The organism is Amycolatopsis sp. NBC_00348, from assembly GCF_036114655.1.
Taxonomy (GTDB): Bacteria; Actinomycetota; Actinomycetes; order Mycobacteriales; family Pseudonocardiaceae; genus Amycolatopsis.
This window is the reverse complement of the sequence record NZ_CP107994.1, coordinates 5,733,956-5,750,142: the sequence shown is the minus strand read 5'-3', so window position 1 is coordinate 5,750,142 and position 16,187 is coordinate 5,733,956. Positions and strand designations below refer to the sequence as shown.

Annotated in this window: 15 protein-coding genes; 10 read left to right on the top strand and 5 right to left on the bottom strand. The window is 72.5% G+C overall.

Annotated features, from left to right (window positions below; genetic code table 11):
- Positions 1 to 2: 2 nt before the first annotated feature.
- From OHS58_RS24605 to OHS58_RS24560, 10 genes are read left to right on the top strand one after another with little or no spacing between them, the layout of a single operon-like run.
- Positions 3 to 2,549: a non-ribosomal peptide synthetase gene (locus tag OHS58_RS24605; RefSeq protein ID WP_328644146.1), complete on the top strand. Its 2,547-nt coding sequence runs from the start codon at positions 3 to 5 to the stop codon at positions 2,547 to 2,549.
- A complete protein-coding gene (locus tag OHS58_RS24600; RefSeq protein WP_247063063.1) occupies positions 2,546 to 2,803 on the top strand; it encodes an acyl carrier protein in 258 nt (85 codons plus the stop codon). Before OHS58_RS24605 ends, OHS58_RS24600 begins: the two co-directional genes overlap by 4 nt.
- Positions 2,800 to 4,077, top strand: a complete 1,278-nt coding sequence (locus tag OHS58_RS24595; protein ID WP_326947479.1) for an MFS transporter — start codon at positions 2,800 to 2,802, stop codon at positions 4,075 to 4,077. The genes OHS58_RS24600 and OHS58_RS24595 overlap by 4 nt, the downstream gene beginning before the upstream one ends.
- Positions 4,074 to 5,306 carry a beta-ketoacyl [acyl carrier protein] synthase domain-containing protein gene (locus tag OHS58_RS24590; RefSeq protein ID WP_328644145.1) on the top strand — a complete coding sequence of 411 codons (1,233 nt, stop codon included), beginning with the start codon at positions 4,074 to 4,076 and terminating at the stop codon, positions 5,304 to 5,306. Before OHS58_RS24595 ends, OHS58_RS24590 begins: the two co-directional genes overlap by 4 nt.
- Entirely contained in the window at positions 5,300 to 6,457 is a 1,158-nt protein-coding gene (locus OHS58_RS24585) for a beta-ketoacyl-[acyl-carrier-protein] synthase family protein (protein WP_328644144.1), read from the top strand. The genes OHS58_RS24590 and OHS58_RS24585 overlap by 7 nt, the downstream gene beginning before the upstream one ends.
- Complete coding sequence (locus tag OHS58_RS24580; protein ID WP_247063069.1) at positions 6,450 to 6,917, top strand: hypothetical protein; 468 nt, start codon at positions 6,450 to 6,452, stop codon at positions 6,915 to 6,917. The genes OHS58_RS24585 and OHS58_RS24580 overlap by 8 nt, the downstream gene beginning before the upstream one ends.
- Positions 6,914 to 8,266: a class I adenylate-forming enzyme family protein gene (locus tag OHS58_RS24575; RefSeq protein WP_328644143.1), complete on the top strand. Its 1,353-nt coding sequence runs from the start codon at positions 6,914 to 6,916 to the stop codon at positions 8,264 to 8,266. Before OHS58_RS24580 ends, OHS58_RS24575 begins: the two co-directional genes overlap by 4 nt.
- An 11-nt stretch (positions 8,267 to 8,277) precedes the next feature.
- On the top strand, positions 8,278 to 8,958 hold the full coding sequence (locus OHS58_RS24570; RefSeq protein WP_328644142.1) for a thioesterase II family protein: 681 nt from the start codon (positions 8,278 to 8,280) through the stop codon (positions 8,956 to 8,958).
- Between the two features lie 25 nt (positions 8,959 to 8,983).
- Entirely contained in the window at positions 8,984 to 9,694 is a 711-nt protein-coding gene (locus OHS58_RS24565) for a 2OG-Fe(II) oxygenase family protein (RefSeq protein WP_328644141.1), read from the top strand.
- Positions 9,691 to 10,656, top strand: coding sequence for an ornithine cyclodeaminase family protein (locus OHS58_RS24560; protein WP_328644140.1), 966 nt, complete (start codon positions 9,691 to 9,693; stop codon positions 10,654 to 10,656). Before OHS58_RS24565 ends, OHS58_RS24560 begins: the two co-directional genes overlap by 4 nt.
- Before the next feature lie 275 nt (positions 10,657 to 10,931).
- Here the strand turns inward: OHS58_RS24560 and OHS58_RS24555 are convergent, their stop codons facing one another.
- From OHS58_RS24555 to OHS58_RS24535, 5 genes are read right to left on the bottom strand one after another with little or no spacing between them, the layout of a single operon-like run.
- A complete protein-coding gene (locus OHS58_RS24555) occupies positions 10,932 to 11,204 on the bottom strand; it encodes a hypothetical protein (RefSeq protein ID WP_328644139.1) in 273 nt (90 codons plus the stop codon).
- A 49-nt stretch (positions 11,205 to 11,253) separates the two neighbouring features.
- Positions 11,254 to 11,754: a hypothetical protein gene (locus OHS58_RS24550; RefSeq protein WP_328644138.1), complete on the bottom strand. Its 501-nt coding sequence runs from the start codon at positions 11,752 to 11,754 to the stop codon at positions 11,254 to 11,256.
- A 22-nt stretch (positions 11,755 to 11,776) separates the two neighbouring features.
- Positions 11,777 to 12,838 carry a hypothetical protein gene (locus tag OHS58_RS24545; protein ID WP_328644137.1) on the bottom strand — a complete coding sequence of 354 codons (1,062 nt, stop codon included), beginning with the start codon at positions 12,836 to 12,838 and terminating at the stop codon, positions 11,777 to 11,779.
- Positions 12,835 to 15,081: a hypothetical protein gene (locus OHS58_RS24540; protein ID WP_328644136.1), complete on the bottom strand. Its 2,247-nt coding sequence runs from the start codon at positions 15,079 to 15,081 to the stop codon at positions 12,835 to 12,837. Before OHS58_RS24540 ends, OHS58_RS24545 begins: the two co-directional genes overlap by 4 nt.
- Positions 15,071 to 16,165, bottom strand: coding sequence for a TIR domain-containing protein (locus tag OHS58_RS24535; RefSeq protein ID WP_328644135.1), 1,095 nt, complete (start codon positions 16,163 to 16,165; stop codon positions 15,071 to 15,073). The genes OHS58_RS24540 and OHS58_RS24535 overlap by 11 nt, the downstream gene beginning before the upstream one ends.
- Positions 16,166 to 16,187 lie beyond the last annotated feature (22 nt).

The window sequence follows — 16,187 nt, the reverse complement described above, 5'->3', positions numbered from 1 at the left end:
CTGTGTCGAACATCCTCGCGTCCGCCGGTCTGTACCGGCTGCCGGCCGGGCTCGGCGACGAAGCCGTCCGCGTCCAAGCCACCGAAGCGGGCGCGAGCGTGTGGTTCCAGCGCGTCCCCCTGGCCTCGGCCGACGCGGACCCGTGGCGCGAGCGGGAGCTGCGCCGCGGGATCGCCGGCAGGCCCCGGTTCGTGGTGCTGTCCTATGTGGACGGCGTGCGCGAGCTGGTCGTGACCACGCCCGCTGTCGAACCGCAGCTCGCGAGCGCGCTGCCGGACGTCGCGGCCGTCCGGGATCCGCTGACGCACCTGGCCGGGTCTTCGAAGCCGTCCACTGTGGACTTGGGCCCGGCCGGTGCCGACGACGCGATCGCCGCGCTCGGCCTGGTGTTCAGCCGCTACGCGCGTGCCGCGACGCTGGCCATCGGCGTGCCCGGCGGCGGCACGCTCATCACCGTCGACGAGGACCAGCCGGTGGCGGTCTTTCGCAAGCACGCGGCCACCGCACCGGCCGGGTCCACGCGTGCCGTACCCGCCGTCGGCGTCCTGGCCGAGGAAACGCCGGTGCCGCACCGGATCCGTTCGGTGCCGGGCACGCCGTACCCGCTGACCGTCGAGGTCACCGGCGGGCGCGCGACGGCCTGGTTCGCCGCGGACGCCGTCGCGCCGTGGGCCGCCGCGCAGCTCGGGCGGCAGCTCACCGCCGTGCTCGCGGAGCTGCGCAGCGGGGACCAGGATCGGCCGCTCGCCGACATCGCCTTCGAAGCCGTCGCCTCGCCGCCGCCGGCGACCGTCGGGCACCCGCGCACGATCACGGACGTCTTCGCCGAGCAGGTCGAGCGCCGCGGTGACGCGCCCGCCGTGTCCGGCGAGGACGGCCGGTTCGGCTACGCGGAACTGGCCGCGCGGGCCGGGCGGTTCGCCGCCGGGCTGCGGGACCGCGGGATCCGGCCCGGCGACCGCGTCGGGATCGTGCACGAGCGCGGCGCCGACCTGGTCGCGCTGCTGCTCGGCGTGCTCCGGGCGGGCGCGGTGTACGTCCCGCTCGACCCGGCCTACCCCGACGGCCGGCTGGCCTACATCGCCGACGACGCCGGGCTCGCGCTGGTCGTCACCGATGACGCCGCGGCGGCCCGCCTGCCCGGCCGGCCCGCGGTGACCACGGCGGACCTGCCCGCCGACGGCGAGGTGCCGGCCGACTTGGCCGGCCCCGACGACCCGGCCTACGTCATCTACACCTCCGGCTCGACCGGGCGGCCCAAGGGCGTCGTCGTCCCGCACCGCAACGTCGTGGACCTGGTCACGGGCACCGCGCCCGGGTTCGGGCTGGGCGCCACCGACGTCTGGACGTGGTTCCACTCCGTGGCGTTCGACTTCTCCGTCTGGGAGATCTGGGGCTGCCTGCTCACCGGCGGCCGGCTGGTCGTCGTGCCCGAGTGGACGCGGCGCTCGCCGGACGAGTTCGCCGCGCTGCTGCGGGACGAGCGCGTCACCGTCCTCAACCAGACGCCGTCGAGCTTCGCGCAGGTGACCGAGACGCAGCTGCGGCACTTCGACGACCTCCCGCTGCGGCTGGTCGTCTTCGGCGGCGAGCCGCTCGACGCCTTCGCGCTGCTGCCGTGGTTCGACCGGTACCCGGAGACGCGCTGCCGGCTGGTGAACATGTTCGGCATCACCGAAACCACGGTGCACGTCACCGCGCAGACCGTCACCCGCGCGGCCGCGCTGGCCGGGTCGCGCTCGGTCGGTCACGCCATCCCCGGCTGGGCGATCGAGGTCGTCGACGCGCGCCACCGGCCGTTGCCCCCGGGCTTGCCGGGTGAGATCGCCGTCGGCGGCGCCGGGCTGGCCCACGGCTACCTGGGCCGGGACGACCTGACGGCCGAACGGTTCGTCACCGGCGGCGGACGTCGGCGTTACCTCAGCGGCGACCTCGGCCGCCTGCTGCCGGACGGGCGCCTGGAGCACCTCGGCCGCCTCGACAGCCAGGTCAAGCTGCGCGGCTACCGGATCGAGCTGGACGAGATCCGCAAGGTCCTGCTGGCCGAAGCCTGCGTCGTCGCGGCCGCGGTCGTGCTCGCCGCCCCGGGCACGGCCGAAGCCCGTCTCGACGCCTACGTCGTCCTCACCGACGGCACCCCGGCGGGCCTGCGGACCCGGGCGGCAGCTCTGCTGCCCGAGTACATGGTCCCCTCGACGTTCACCGCCGTGCCCGCGCTTCCCTTGACGGTCAACGGAAAGCTCGACGAAGCGGCGCTGCCCGCCCCCGTCCTGGGCGGCACCCCGGCCGCGGCGCCGGCCGAAGCCGGAGACGGAGACGTCGTGCTGCGCGCGTGGCGGGCGGTGCTCGGGGCCGCGATCGGCCCCGACGACCACTTCTTCGACTCCGGCGGCAACTCCCTGCTCGCCGCGAAGACCCTGGCCGCGCTGCGGGACGCCGGCCTGAAGGTCGGCATCCGTGACCTCTACGGCCACCCCACTCCGCGCCGTCTCGCCGCCCACCTCGCCGAGAAGTCCCAAGAGTCCGAAGAGAAGGAAGCCCAGCCGTGACCACACCGCACCCGCAGCCCGACCTCACCGACCTGGTCCGCCGGACCTGGGTCCGCGTGCTGGGCCACGACCGGTTCACCGACGACGACTTCTACTTCTCGGTCGGCGGCAACTCGCTGGGCGCGACGCGGGTCATGGCGGCGCTCGGCCGCGAGGTCGGCACCCGGCTGCCCGTCCGGATGCTCTTCGACCACCAGACCGTGTCGACGCTGGTCGCCGCGCTGGCCGCCCGGCTGGAGGCGAACGCGGCATGAAGGGGCTGAGCCGGATCGCCGCGTTGCCGCGGGCCGCGCGCTGGCTGATCGCCACCAACGGGATCAGCGCGCTCGGCGCGGGCATGGTGATGCCGTTCCTCTGGATCTACCTCACCGAGGTCCGGCACCTGCCCACCTGGGTGCCCGCCGCGACGCTCGCCATCCAGGCGTTCGCCGCGGTGTTCGGCGGCCTGGCCTACGGCGCGCTGCTCGACCGGCTGCCCTACAACGTCGTCGTGCCGCTGGCCAACGTCAACGCCGGCGTCGGCACGCTCCTGTTCGCCTTCGCCGGGCAGGCCTGGGTCGCCGTCGCCGCCGCGGTGGTGTTCGGCTTCGGCATCAGCGGCGTCGGCACCGCCGTGCGCGCGGCGTACGGCGCGACCACGAGCACCGACCAGCGCGAAACCGCGTACTCGGCGGACTACGGCGTGCTGAACGTCGCGATGGGGATCGGCGTGATCCTCGGCGGGGTGTTCGCCGCGCTGGCGTTCCTCAGCCCGGTCGGCCGGTACTTCCTGATGTACTCCATCGACGCGGCGACGTTCTTCGTGATGGCCGTCGCGACCGTGAAGGTGCTGCCGAACCGGGCGCACCAGGCCGAGCGGAAGCTGGCCGGCGCCGTCCGCGGCACCTACCGGGCCGTCCTGCGCTCGCCGAGCCTGCTGGCGCTGCTGGCCGTGCTGCTGCTGTCCGCGCTGGTGTCCTTCGGCCAGTTCCGCGCCGGCCTCCCGGGTTACCTGACCCAGACCGGCGCCATCACCGCGAGCGGGCTGTCGTTCGCCTTCGCCGTCAACATCATCCTCTGCGCGGTCGTCCAGTTCGCCGTGATGCCGCACCTCGAGCGGTTCTCCCGGACGCTGCTGGTCGGCGCCAGCGGCGTGATGTTCGCGGCCTGCTGGGTGTTCGTGCTGCTGGCCGGGCGCCACGACGGCACGACGGCGCTGGTGCTGGCCACGGTCGCGGTGATCCTGCTGTCCATCGGCGAGTCCCTGGTCGTCCCGCTGCTGACGACGTTGCTGAACAACGCGGTCAGCGAAGACCTGCGCGGCCGGGCGAACGCCCTGTTCTCGATCACGCTGTCCACCAGTGCCGTGATCGGCCCGGCGCTGGCCGGCGCGCTGCTGTCGTTCGGGACCGGGGCCGTGTTCGTCGTCGTGATGATCGTGCTCAGCGCCGTCGCGACGCTGCTGGTGCTGACCTTGCGCCGGACGCTGCCCGCGCAGCAGGCGGCACCCGCGCCCGAGACCGTCGACGAAATGGAGAGCGCCGCATGAGCCGGACACAGGGATCCGACGCGATCGCGATCGTCGGGGTGGGCTGCCGCTACGCCGGGGCCGCGAGCGCCACGCAGTTCTGGAACAACCTGCGCGCCGGGCGCGACCGCTTCACCCGCGGCGCGCCCGTGCCGCCGGGGGACGGCCCGCGCGACATCGCCGCGTGGGGCTTCATCCCCGACCGCGACCTCTACGACGCCGGCCTGGTCGGCTACACGAGCGAGACGGCCGAGCGCGATCCGCAGCACGGCATGCTCTACGAGGCGATGTGGGCCGCGGCCGAGGACGCCGGCGTGCGGCTCTCGGACATCGGCGACGCGACCGCCGTCTACGCCGGGGTGGCGCGCACCAAGCACGTCGAGCGCGGCAGTTTCGAGTCCACTGTGGACCGTGACGCCACGTTCGCGGGCCCGCACTTCTCCTACTTCCACGACCTGCGCGCCGAAAGCATCATGGTGGACGCCTCGTGCGCGACCGGGCTCGTCGTGGTGCACCTGGCCTGCCAGAGCCTGCGCCTCGGCGCCAGCGACTACGCCTTCGCGGGCGGCGTCGCCGTGATGGACACCGACGGCACCTACGGGTACACCCCGAACGGCATCTACTCGAGCGAAGGCGTCTGCCGGCCGTTCGACCGCGCCTCCACCGGCACCGTCCCCGGCGACGGCGTCGGCGCGGTGCTGCTGCGCCGGCTCGAGGACGCGCTGGCCGACGGCGACCCGATCCACGCCGTGATCCGCTCGACCGCCGTCGACAACGACGGCAAGCAGAAGGCCGGCTTCACGATCCCCGGCGTCGAAGGCAAGATCCGCGTCGTCGACCAGGCCCTGGCGGGCGCCGGGGTGACCGGCGCGGACCTCGGGTACGTCGAGGCGCACGGCGTCGGCATCCCGGTGAACGACCAGATCGAGGCCACCGCGCTCACCGAGGCGCTCGGGTCCACCGGGCAGCCCCTGGCCGTCGGGTCGGTCAAGGCCAGCATCGGGCACACCGACACCGCCGCCGGGCTGGCCGCGCTGATCAAGACGGCGTTCGCCGTGGAGCACGGGTTCCTGCCCGCCACCCCGAACACCACCGAGGCGATCGAGGAGCTGACCGCGGGCGGCGACCGGTTCTCGATCCTGCCCGAGGGCCGGGACTGGGCGACCGCCGGGCCGCGCCGCGCCGGGGTCATGTCGGCCGGGATCGGGGGCACCAACGCGTTCGCGGTCGTCGAGCAGGTCCCGTGCTGACGTCGGACCGTCGCCGGGCCGGGACGCTCTGCGTCACCGGGGCCGCCTGGCACACCTCGCTCGGCGCCGGCCTGGACGAGGTGTGGACCGGCCTGCTCGCCGGGCGGTCCGGCCTGCGGGTGGTGCCCGGCGCGAACGTGCTGCGCAGCTTCGTCGCCGGCCTGCTGCCGGGCGGGCCGGCGCCGGGGAGCCCGCGGGAGCGGCACGTCGAGCTCGCCACGGCCACGGCCGAAGCCGCGTTGCGCGACGCCGGGCTGCGCGCCGAGGCCGCCGACCCGGTGCTGGTCCTCGGCACCAGCCTGGGGCCGCACATCGACGACGCCGACCCCGGCTCGCTGCACGACTGGGTCGCCGAGGCCGGCAAGCAGCTGGGGCTGAGCCGGCCGCCGGTGTCGCTGTCCACGGCGTGCTCGTCGGGGTCCGACGCGATCGCCGTCGCGGGCGAGCTGCTGGAGGCCGGCTACGCCGACGTCGTCGTCGCCGGGGGCGTCGACCTGCTGACCAAGGGCAAGCGGCTCGGGCATTCGCTGCTCGGCACGCTGTCCCCCTCGACGCACCGCGCGTTCGACGCCGACCGGTCCGGGATGCTGCCCGGCGACGGCGCGGGCTGCGTCGTCCTCGAACGGCTGGAGTCCGCGCGGCGGCGCGGCGCCCGCCCGCTCGGGTTCCTGCGCGGCTGGGGCTCCACCAACGACGCGGCCGGCATGACCGCGCCGAAACCCGACGGCGAGGCCGCCGCGCGGGCCGTCCGCCGGTCCGTCGACGCCGCCGGGCTGAGCCTGGCCGACGTCGCCGTGGTCAACGCCCACGGCACCGCGACGGTCCTGAACGACGAGGCCGAGGCCACCTGCCTGTCCGGGCTGTTCGGCGACCTGCCGCGGCCGCCGGTGGTGTTCGCGACGAAGGGCGCGCTGGGGCACTCGCTGGGCGCGACCGGCGTCGTCGAGGCCATCACGCTGCTGCTGGCCCTGCGCGACCGGACTGTGCCGCCCGTCCTCGGCCTGACCCGGCCGATGCCGGAGCTGCGGCTGCCGGTCGCCCGGGACGTCCCGCACGCGGTCGAGGGCGACTTCGGGATCAGCCTGACCCTCGGGTTCGGCGGGTTCAACACCTGCGTGCTGTTCGAACGGGGGGACGACGCCGATGCCTGAGCCGATCGCCACCGGGACCCGCGCCCCGGACGCGCCCCGGCCACCGGGGGCCCGGGTCCGCTACGCCGACCCGGCCGCCTGGCTGGTGTGCGACCTCGTGGGCCAGGTCCTGCGGGACTGGCCCGGCGAGCACGAGCCCGTCGGCGTCCTCGGCGTGAGCGAGTACGCCACCGGCGACACGCTGCGCCGCGTCGCCGCCGAAGTCGTCAAGCAAGTGGTCTCGCCGTTGCGGTTCGTCGCGGCCAGCCCCGGCACCCTCATCGGCCTGAGCTGCCTGCAGTTCGGCCTGCACGGGCCGAGCCTGCTGCTCACGATGCCGCCGGTCGACGGCGTGCCCGTCGCGCGGGTGCTCGCCGGCCGGTGGCTGACCGGCGCGGCGCCCGCGGTGCTGCTCGTGACGCACGAGGTCGACCGGTCGGGCACCCACCGCGGCACCTGCGAACTCCTGGAGGCGGCGTGAACACCGGCGTCACGGCGCGCGAGGTCGAAGACCTGCTCGCCCGCACGACCTGGCCGGGCGCCACCGGCGCCTGCGCCGGGGTGGGCGAGCTCGCGGACCGGTTCACCGCGGCCGGGTTCGCCCCCGGCTCCGTCGTGCTGGTCGCGCTGCCCAACGGCACCCGGCTGATCCGGGTGTTCTTCGCGCTGGTCCTCGCCGGCCTGGTGCCGACGCTGCTCGCGGCGTCGACCCCGGCGTCCCGGCTGCGCGCGACCGCCCGGCGGCTCGGCGCCACGGCCCTCGTCCGCCCGGGCACCGAGACCGACCAGGTGACCGTCACCCGCCTGGACGACGGGCCGGTCCGGACGCACCGGCCGGGCCAGGCGATCCTGCTGACCTCCGGCACGTCCGGGATGGCCACCGGCTGCCTGCACGACATCACGGCGCTGCGGCGCAACGCCGCGCGCCACGCCCGCAGCATCGGGCTCGGACCGGCCGACCGGATGCTGGTCACGCTGCCGATGCACTACTCCTACGCGCTCGTCGCGCAGGTGCTGGCCGGGCTCGTCACGGGCGCGTCGCTGGTCGTCACCGGCCCGCCGTTCACCCCGGCCGGCTACCGCGACGTCGTGGCGGCCCACGACGTCACCGTGTCCGCGCTGACCCCGCTGCTCGTCGCCGACCTGCAGGCCGACGGCGGCCGGCTGCCCCGCGGCCTGCGCGCGCTCGGCGTCGGCGGCCACGCGCTCGACCCGGCCCGCACCGGCCGGCTCCTGTCCGCGAACCCGGACCTGGAGCTGTACCTGACCTACGGGCTCACCGAGGCCGGGCCGCGGGTGTCGACGCTGGCCGCGCACCGCGAGCCGCCCGCCCGGTACGCCTCGGCCGGGACGCCGATCGACGGCGTCCGGCTGGGCCTGCGCGACGCGGGCCGCGGCCCGGCCGAGCAGGAGGTGCTGGTCACGGCCGACACGGTGTACCGGGCCAAGGTCGGCGTCGAAGGCGGGGTGTCGCGCGGCAAGCTCGTCGCGGCGGACACCATCGCCACCGGCGACGTCGGCCGCCTCGACGACGACGGCTACCTGTGGCTGACCGGGCGGATCTCCGACTTCGCGATCGTGCGCGGCGACAAGGTCTCGCTGTCCTCGGTCCGCAAGGCGGCGGAGTCGCTGGACGGCGTCCTGCGTGCGATCGTCACGCCGCCCGCGGACGAGCACGCCGGCGCGCTGGCTCTCGCGCTCTACGTCGACGAGACCCGGGAACTGTCCGAAAAGGACGTCCGGCGGACGCTGTACCCGTTGCTGACGCCCAACGAGCGCCCCGGCGAGCTGACCGTGCACCCGGTCACGGCCGGCAGCCTGCACAAGTAGGGGAGGGACCCGTGGAACTGCTCTGCGTGCCGGGCGCCGGCGGCTCGGCCCGGGCCTTCCGCCCGTGGGTCGAGGCGCTGGCCCCGGACGTCACGGTCCGCCCGCTCAACCTGCGCGGCCGCGACACCCCGGTGTCGACCCTCGTCGAGACGGCCGCCCGGCTCGCCGAGCGCATCCCGCGTGACGGCCGTTACGCGCTGGCCGGGCACAGCATGGGCGGCCTGATCGCCTACGAGATGGCCCGTCTGGCCTGTGCCACGGATGCCTTGCCACGCCCCGAGTTCGTCGTCGTCGCCGGCGCCCGGCCGCCGCACCTGAGTTCGGCCGGCGAGTTCGCCCGGCTCGTCGCGATCGCGGACGACGACGAGTTCCTCGACGCGCTCGCCGCCGCCGGGTTCGTCGAGCCCGGCGCGCGGCAGTCGCCGATGCGCGCGCTGTTCGTGCCGACCCTGCGCGCGGACCTGCGCCTGGTGGCGGAGTATCGGCCGGAGCCGGGCGAGCCGCTGCCGGTCGACCTGCTGGCCTGGCACGGCGCCGACGACCTGTCCGCCCCGGCGGCCGCGGTGGGCGGCTGGGCCCGCTACACCGCCGCGCGGTTCCGCACGGCCGCCTTCCCCGGCGGCCACCACTTCCCGTTCCAGCGGCCGGCCGAGGTGGCCGCGCTGCTGCGGGCGCACGTGAGCGTCCACTGAGGACGATTGACCGAAGGAGAAACCCATGTCGGCCACGATCGACCACACCGCCGGCCTGTTCGCAGGCTGGACCCCGCCGCGGGACCTGCCGTTCCACTGGCACATCTACGACGTCGGCAGCGCGCTGCCCGCCGGCTGGATCGACGAGCTGCTGGACGTCGCGCGCCGGCAGGCGGCCCGCCGCAGCTTCCGCCCGACGATGACCACCGCGCGCGAGACCGCCGACGCCGTCATCCCGCTGGAGTCCGTCGACGGCGCGGTGCTCGTCGAGCAGGCGCCGTGGGTGAACGAGCTGTACACGGGCTGGTTCCGGCAGCTGGGGGAGCGCCTCGCCGACGAGCCCCTCGAACTGACGAGCACGGCCAACCGCGCGCTGAGCCTCAACGTGCAGCGCGGCATCACCATGCGCTACCCGTGCCACGTGGACAGCAACCCGGTGGAAGGCCTGCTGTACCTGACCGACTGCACCGAGGAGACCGGCGGCGGCCTGGTCGTCTCCCGCAACCGCCACGCCCGCGACGTGTCCGAAGTGGACGCGGACGCGGCCGTCATCTACCCGCGCCGCGGCCAGCTGTTCTTCTTCGACGCGCGCTTCCACCCGCACTACGTCCAGCCGCTGCGGACCGACGACACCCTGCGCGCGGTCGTCACGATGAACTACTACACCCGCTCGATCCCCGAAGCCGTCCGCCCGGAGGGCTTGGACGAGCAACTGTTCGGCGCCGGCACCCGATGACCCTGCTGGTGCTCTCCGGGGCCGACGTCCGCGCGTCGTTCCCGCCGAAGGAGGGCCTCGCGCCGATGCGCGAGGCCCTCAAGGCCCTCTCCCGGGGCGACGCGCACCAGCCACTGCGGCCGGTAGTAGCCCCGGAGGGCGCGGCGGGCCTCCTGGCGATGATGCCGGCTTACACCGGCACGGACGGCTACGGCGTCAAGATCGTCTGCCTGTTCGAGGGCAACACAGCCCGCGGCCTGGACGCCCACCAGGGCGCGATGGTGCTGTTCAGCGGCGACACAGGAGAGGCTCTCGCATTGCTGAACGCCTCGGTCCTGACGGAACTGCGCACCCCGGCGACAACGGCGGTGGCCACGGAGACCCTGGCCAACCCCGACGCGACGGACGTGACGATCTTCGGTCTCGGCGTCCAGGGAGCGGCCCACATCCGCACCCTGGCGGCGGTCCGTCCGTTGCGCCGGGTCCAGGTGGTGACCCGCTCGGACGCGCGAGCCGTGTGCGCTGCCCTGTCGGCTGAACTGGACCTACCGGTGGTCGTCGCCTCCTCCCCGGAAGACGCCGTCCGGTCAGCGGACATCGTGATCACGGCAACGAACGCGGTCTCACCGTTGTTGCGGCACTCGTGGTTGCGCCCAGGCACCCACGTGAACGCGATCGGCTCCTGCGTCCCCCACACGCGCGAACTGGACACCGCGACGATGGCGTCGTCCCGAGTCTTCGTGGATTCCGTGGAGTCGGCAACACACGAAGCAGGCGACTACGTATTCGCGGCCCGCGAGGGAGCAACGGTGACCTTGACCCCCTTGGGCGACGTCCTGCTGGACCGGGCACCGGGCCGCGAGTCGGAGGAGGAGATCACGGTGTTCGAGTCAGTGGGCCTGGCCATCCAGGACCTCGCGGCGGCGAGGTTCGTGTACGCCCGCGCAAAGGAGACGGGAGCAGGCACCCGCGTCGAATACTGACCGGTCGAGACAGGGGCGTTGCCACGAAAGCCGCGCACTCCGGCGTGCGCACGAGCCACACTCGGACCGGGCGGACGTCCTCCGCGCCTGCTCGGCGGCCCGCTTGGAGATCCGGACCAAGGCGGGCCCTGCGCGGGACTACGAAGATCCGGCGGAGGACCACGTGCTGGACCTCATGGACCGGCTCACGGGATGGTGTCACCCGACTCCCGCATTGGGCATCAGCCGCGCCCGGGCAGCCGCGGCAGCCGACCTGCCGCGGAAGACCGGTCCTCTCAAGGACGCTTCAGCGCGGCCGACCGCAGCTCTTCGAATTCGCGCTGATGGGGCAGGGGCAACGCCCCGAGGAAAGCCGGCCGGTAGGCGCGCACTTCGGCGATCACCTTGTGCTTTCCGTTGTTCTGCGCGACTGTCGCCGCCTGGCCGATCTCGGCGCAGAGCGTGCGCCGCCCTTCCGGAGTGCCCATGACCGCACCACGCAGGTAGGAACGGGCCAAACGATCGAGCAGGGCCTCCAGGTTCTTTTGTTCCTTCGACGTACCGAACATCTCACACTCCTTTGTCGTTGCGGCACTCGGTTTCCAACGGCCGATGTGGTCACTGGTCGAACGAAGCCAGCCACACCTGCACCGGGCTCGCGCACCGCGGCGCGGTACCTGACGCGCAATCCTGGTTGTTCCAGAGCAGGAATCCGGTGACCAGCAGGACAGCGAGCAGCCACGGCCGGATCGCCCGGGTCAGCGAAAGCTTGGGAAGTGCTCGCTTGAGCAGGTCATCGACTCCCTCGACGACGGCCACCACACCGGAGCCGTAGCCGTACACGATTTCAGGCGGCGTGCGGCCGAACCGGCGTGCGAGCCGGCTGGCGCCGAGGTCGGGAAGCAGCAACAGGACCAACAGTGCACGCGTGAGCTGCGTCAACGGGTGCGCCAGCGCGCCGCCCAGCCACGGGAACAGCTTGGCGGTGAGCACTCGCAGCAGGATGAACGTCAGCACCACGGCGACGACCAGCTCCGCGAACGTCCGGAACCAGAACGGGAAGCCGAACTGGGTGGCCGCGTCGTCCAGCAGCCCGACGAGGTCACCGAGCACCGGCACGTCCGAAACCGGACTCAGTACCTCAAGCCTTGCCGCCATCGTCCTCGTCCTCGTCGTCTTCGTCGTCCAGGTCGGCACGGCTGGACTTCGCCGTCACGGGTTTGGGCGGCTCCGGGGCGCCGGGCTTGCCGACGAGCGTGTCGTTGGCGTCGGCCAGCAGGCCCGCGACATCCCGCCGGGTCACCAGCCGGGCCTCCAGCAGCGTGTTCAGCACCGTCAGTGAACGGTCGTAGTCGAGCTGCTTCTGGTCCTTCCACAGCTCCAGCACATCCTGGATGTCCTCCTTGTTGCCGGCCAGCCGGAGAGCGAGGACGTTGATGTCACCTTCGCGGAGCACCTCCGCGTAGAACCGCAGGCGCTCCTGCTTGAGCTCGAGGTCGTGCTTTTCCTTCATGTTCTCCAAGGTTCGCTCGTGCTCGGCGTGCAGTACCCGCAGCTCCTGTGCTCCCAGCTCCGTCTCCCGGTCGCGGATCCGCTGGGTCCGCTTCGCGATGTGCTCGCGGGTGCTCTCTTCGAGTGCCAGCACCGCCGAGCAGCTGGTGACGTCGACGCCGTCGGAGATCCGGATCACCTGGTGGCCGAAGAGGTGCTCGATCTTTCGCTCGGCGCTCGCGCTCTGCTCGACTTCGAAGTCGCGGGTGACGTCACGCAGCCGCCGTTCGAGAATGTCGCGGATGATCGCGTACGGCTCGACCTTCTGCGCCTTCACCGCGGCTATCGGGTCGTGGACGTGCCACGTCACCCGGACGCTCGCGGCGAAGTAGAACGCCTCCTCCTGGGAGGGCAGTTCCATCGCATAGGTCTCGTAATGCGGCTGGATGTCGACCAGGAACATCTCGCGCGGAGTGGCCAGCCACAGCTCGCCCATCGTGAGCCGGCCGGTGCCGAGGCGGTACTCGCCGCTCTTCGTCACGTAGACGACCGCCGAATGGCCGGAGGTCGCCGGATTGTCCTTGCGGAGGGAGGTGCGACTGACCTCCACTGCGCGGACGATCGGCACGGAGGGCGGTTCGGGCGCGGCGGAGCCACTCGGAGCCGGGGTCTCGGGTGCGGAATCGTCCGGGGACGCTGACTGAGCTGTCATGGTTTCTCCTCTTCCTCATCGAAAAGCCGGAGCACGGTCCGGGCGGCGGCGGTCGTGCTCTGGCGGGCGCCGGCCCAGTGCTCGAGGTCGTAGCGGATGCCGGCGAGATCGCCCGAGTACCGGCCGATGTCGTGGAGCAGGCGGGCCAGCGGTTCGGCGATCGTGCGGTCCTTGCCGGATTTCTGCACCCAGTCCTTGATCATCTGGTTCGCGTAGCGCTGCAGATCGGCGGTCTGCAGCATCCGCGAGAACAGCACCAGGATCTGCGTCCGCCGGGCGTCGTCCTGCTCGGCCAGCCACAGCAAGACCGGCCAGCGCTCCGAGCTGGTCTCCACCCGGACCACGTAACGGGAGATGATCAGCACCGTCAGCAGGGCGGTGTCGCGCCGGTCGGGCGGCCGGCCGTCATCGGACCAGCGGACGAGCGCGTCGAGGACCTGACCGGGATCGGAGCGCAGGAAGAGGTCGTTCAGCCCCACGCCGACGGAATAGGCGGTGGTCGGCTGAGCGGCCTTGCGCATCAGCTTCAGCGCTTGCCGCGTGCTGATCGACGTCATGCTGCCCAAGGCCTCCGCGGCGGTCGCGCGCAGCGCCGGCGTTCCGCGCTCGGCCCACTGCTTGAGCACTCTCGACACCACGTGCTCGAGCTCCGGGAGCTGTCCCGGCACGCGGAGCGCCGCGACCGCCGCCCGCCGCTCCTCCGCGTTGCCGGAACCGGCCCAGCGCAGGATCATCCGGTTGAAGACGTAGGTGAAGTCGTACTGGCTCAACGCCCCGACCGCGACGCCGACCCGGGCACGGACCTCGTGCTCGTCGTCCCCGCCTAGGTCGAACAGCCAGTCGAGGACGATGTCGAGGGCGTCGGTGTACTGCAGCCGCAACCAGTCCAGGACGCGAACGGGGAACCGGTCGTCCCGGAACCGGAGCTTCCGGACCTGGACCTGTCCGTGGTTCGTGTCCTGTGTGCTGTCGGCGAATTCCGCCCTCGCCGACTCGACGCGCTCGGAGAGCTGCGTGGCGAAGACTCGCCGGGCGCGATCCTCACGGCGTGGAGCTTCGAGCCGCCGGAACCGGTCCGCGAGCATCCTCGCGGCCGTGGCCACCGTCTGGACGGATTCGTCGTTGAAAACGGCCAGCGCGATCACGAACGCGCGCTGGTCGCTGTCCTGCAGCGCGTCGAACCACCGGGAGAAGTCGGCCGAACTGGCCTGGGAATACCGGTCGCGGACGTAGGCGAGGTCGAGGCGGTTGTTCGCGACGTCGATCAGCAGCCGACCCAACCGGGCCAGTTCCCGCGGCGGGAGCTCCTCCCCGAGCTGCTCGACGATCTCCCGGACGTCGGGCCTGGTCAACAGCTCGCGGTCGGCCGTCGTGGAGCCGGCCAGTTCCCACGCGAGGTAGCGTTCCAGCAGGGGTTTCGGCCGGATCCGGCCGAAGCCTGTCACCACGAAGTCGCCGATTTCGCTTTCGAGCAACCGGACGGACTCGTCGACGATGACCACCAGCATGCATCCCTGATCACGCATCGCCTGCTCGAGCTGCTCGGCGTGGAACGCCCGGAACTCCGCGGCCTGCCTGGGATCCAGCGACTCCAGGAGGTAGCCGCACGCGGGCTCGAGATCCTTGGCGGTCAGGTCTTTCAGCCTGCGGTCCGGATCGAGCTTGCGGACACCGGCCCGGCACGTCTCGTTCAGCAGCCGCAACGCGGTCGTCGTCCGACCGGTGCCCTTCTTGGCCTGGATGATGAGCACCTGCCGCTGTTCGAGGCGGTACCGCAATTCGGCGTAGCCTTCCGGCTCTACATAGGACTGCTCGATGCGTTCGAGCACCGGCCCGGGCACCTCCCCGCTGCGGAGCCGCAGGTCGACATCGAGGTAGCCGGTTGCTCCGTGGCGGTCGCCGACCTGACCTACCGAGGTTTCGCCCAGGAAGAAGTTCGCGGTGCCGAACGAACCGGCCAGACCGCCGGTGCCCCAGCCGAGCAGGGACCGCACAGCCGTGTCGACCTGGTCGCTGAACCGGCCCCACGATTCCGCGCTCTCGGGGTCGGCCGCCTTGCCCTGCGCGGCCCGAAGATCATCCTCGTCTTGTTCTTCCTTGCCGTCACCATCCTTTTCGGACTTCTCTTCGGACTTCTTGTCCCTTTCCGTGGAGCCATCTTTCGAAGGCTCTGCGGGCGTGGGCGTGGTGTCGGTGTCCCCGTCCGGTTCCGGTTCCTGATCCTCAGGCGGTTCATTCGCCATGACCGGTGCTTCCGTAGTAACGGTCCCCGGCCTGGCCGACGGTCGTCGTCCCGTGGAAGTCGTACTTGTTGCCGTGGTGGACGGAGGTGGGCGTGGGCGGCACGGGGGAGGTCGACGGCGCGCGCGGCGTGGGCTCCGGTCCGGGCAGCCTCGGGTAGCCGGGCACTCGCACGTACAAAGCCGCCCCGGTCGCGGTTTTCACCACGGTGTACAGCGACGGGTTGCTGCCGCCGCGGCCGTCGCGGATCACCTTGGTGTGGACCCGCTCCGTGGCGACGATCGCGCAGTCCGCGTTCGGCAGGCGGTCGAGGACGTCGGTCACGGCCGCGGACTGCGCGGCCTCGATCGCGGTGGTGACGTCGAGGGTGGTCAGGTGGCAGGCCGGCGGGATCTGCCCGTGGTGGACGGCGATCCGGATCGTGCCCGCACGGCGGCCACGCGCGGCCCGCTCGATCGCTCCGGCCAACGTCGTCACGACTTCGGCGGCCGGCAGTACGGCATCCGTGATCACCGCGACCACCCGCGAAGCGCCCGGGGAAAGCTGCTCCGGGGGCAGGGTCACGCGGCACTCGGCCAGCGCCTGCTCCAGCACCTCGCCGAGAACCGCCGGCGATCCGCCCGCCAGCACGACGATCGACGAGTCGACCGGCGTGGGGCCGGATTCGCTGCCGAGCTTGGCCGCCAAGACGGCGGCCAAAGCCGCCGGCGAAGTCACTCTGGCATCCACGTGCGCCGTGGTTGCGCGCAACCCCGGGATCGTCGTGTCGTCGAACCTGACCGGCAGGATGTAGTCGGCCTCGCTCCGGAATGCCCGATCCTGTGCCGAGCGTCGTTCGTGCCGAGTCCACATCCGGCGCGAGAAGGCCTCGGAGGCGAACAAGACGCAGTACCGCGATCGGTTGTTGTAGACGTCGTCGAGCAGCGTGTAGAGATCGGCGCCCAGCAGGTTGGCGGTCTCCTCGGAGTCGAGGAACAAGCGCAGACCCGATGCGGTGAGGTACTTGGCCACCTCCTCGACGTAGTCGCGCTCTTCGGCCGCGAACGACAGGCAGAAGTCGTACTCGTACGCGGAGCCGTCTGTCATGGCCTCTCCTGTTCCGGTGTGG

Coding starts and splice junctions, on each gene's coding strand:
- OHS58_RS24595 (WP_326947479.1), top strand. CDS start 2,800: ATGAAGGGGCTGAGCCGGATCGCCGCGTTGCCGCGGGCCGCGCGCTGG.
- OHS58_RS24565 (WP_328644141.1), top strand. CDS start 8,984: ATGTCGGCCACGATCGACCACACCGCCGGCCTGTTCGCAGGCTGGACC.
- OHS58_RS24555 (WP_328644139.1), bottom strand. CDS start 11,204: ATGTTCGGTACGTCGAAGGAACAAAAGAACCTGGAGGCCCTGCTCGAT.
- OHS58_RS24560 (WP_328644140.1), top strand. CDS start 9,691: ATGACCCTGCTGGTGCTCTCCGGGGCCGACGTCCGCGCGTCGTTCCCG.
- OHS58_RS24545 (WP_328644137.1), bottom strand. CDS start 12,838: ATGACAGCTCAGTCAGCGTCCCCGGACGATTCCGCACCCGAGACCCCG.
- OHS58_RS24540 (WP_328644136.1), bottom strand. CDS start 15,081: ATGGCGAATGAACCGCCTGAGGATCAGGAACCGGAACCGGACGGGGAC.
- OHS58_RS24590 (WP_328644145.1), top strand. CDS start 4,074: ATGAGCCGGACACAGGGATCCGACGCGATCGCGATCGTCGGGGTGGGC.
- OHS58_RS24535 (WP_328644135.1), bottom strand. CDS start 16,165: ATGACAGACGGCTCCGCGTACGAGTACGACTTCTGCCTGTCGTTCGCG.
- OHS58_RS24580 (WP_247063069.1), top strand. CDS start 6,450: ATGCCTGAGCCGATCGCCACCGGGACCCGCGCCCCGGACGCGCCCCGG.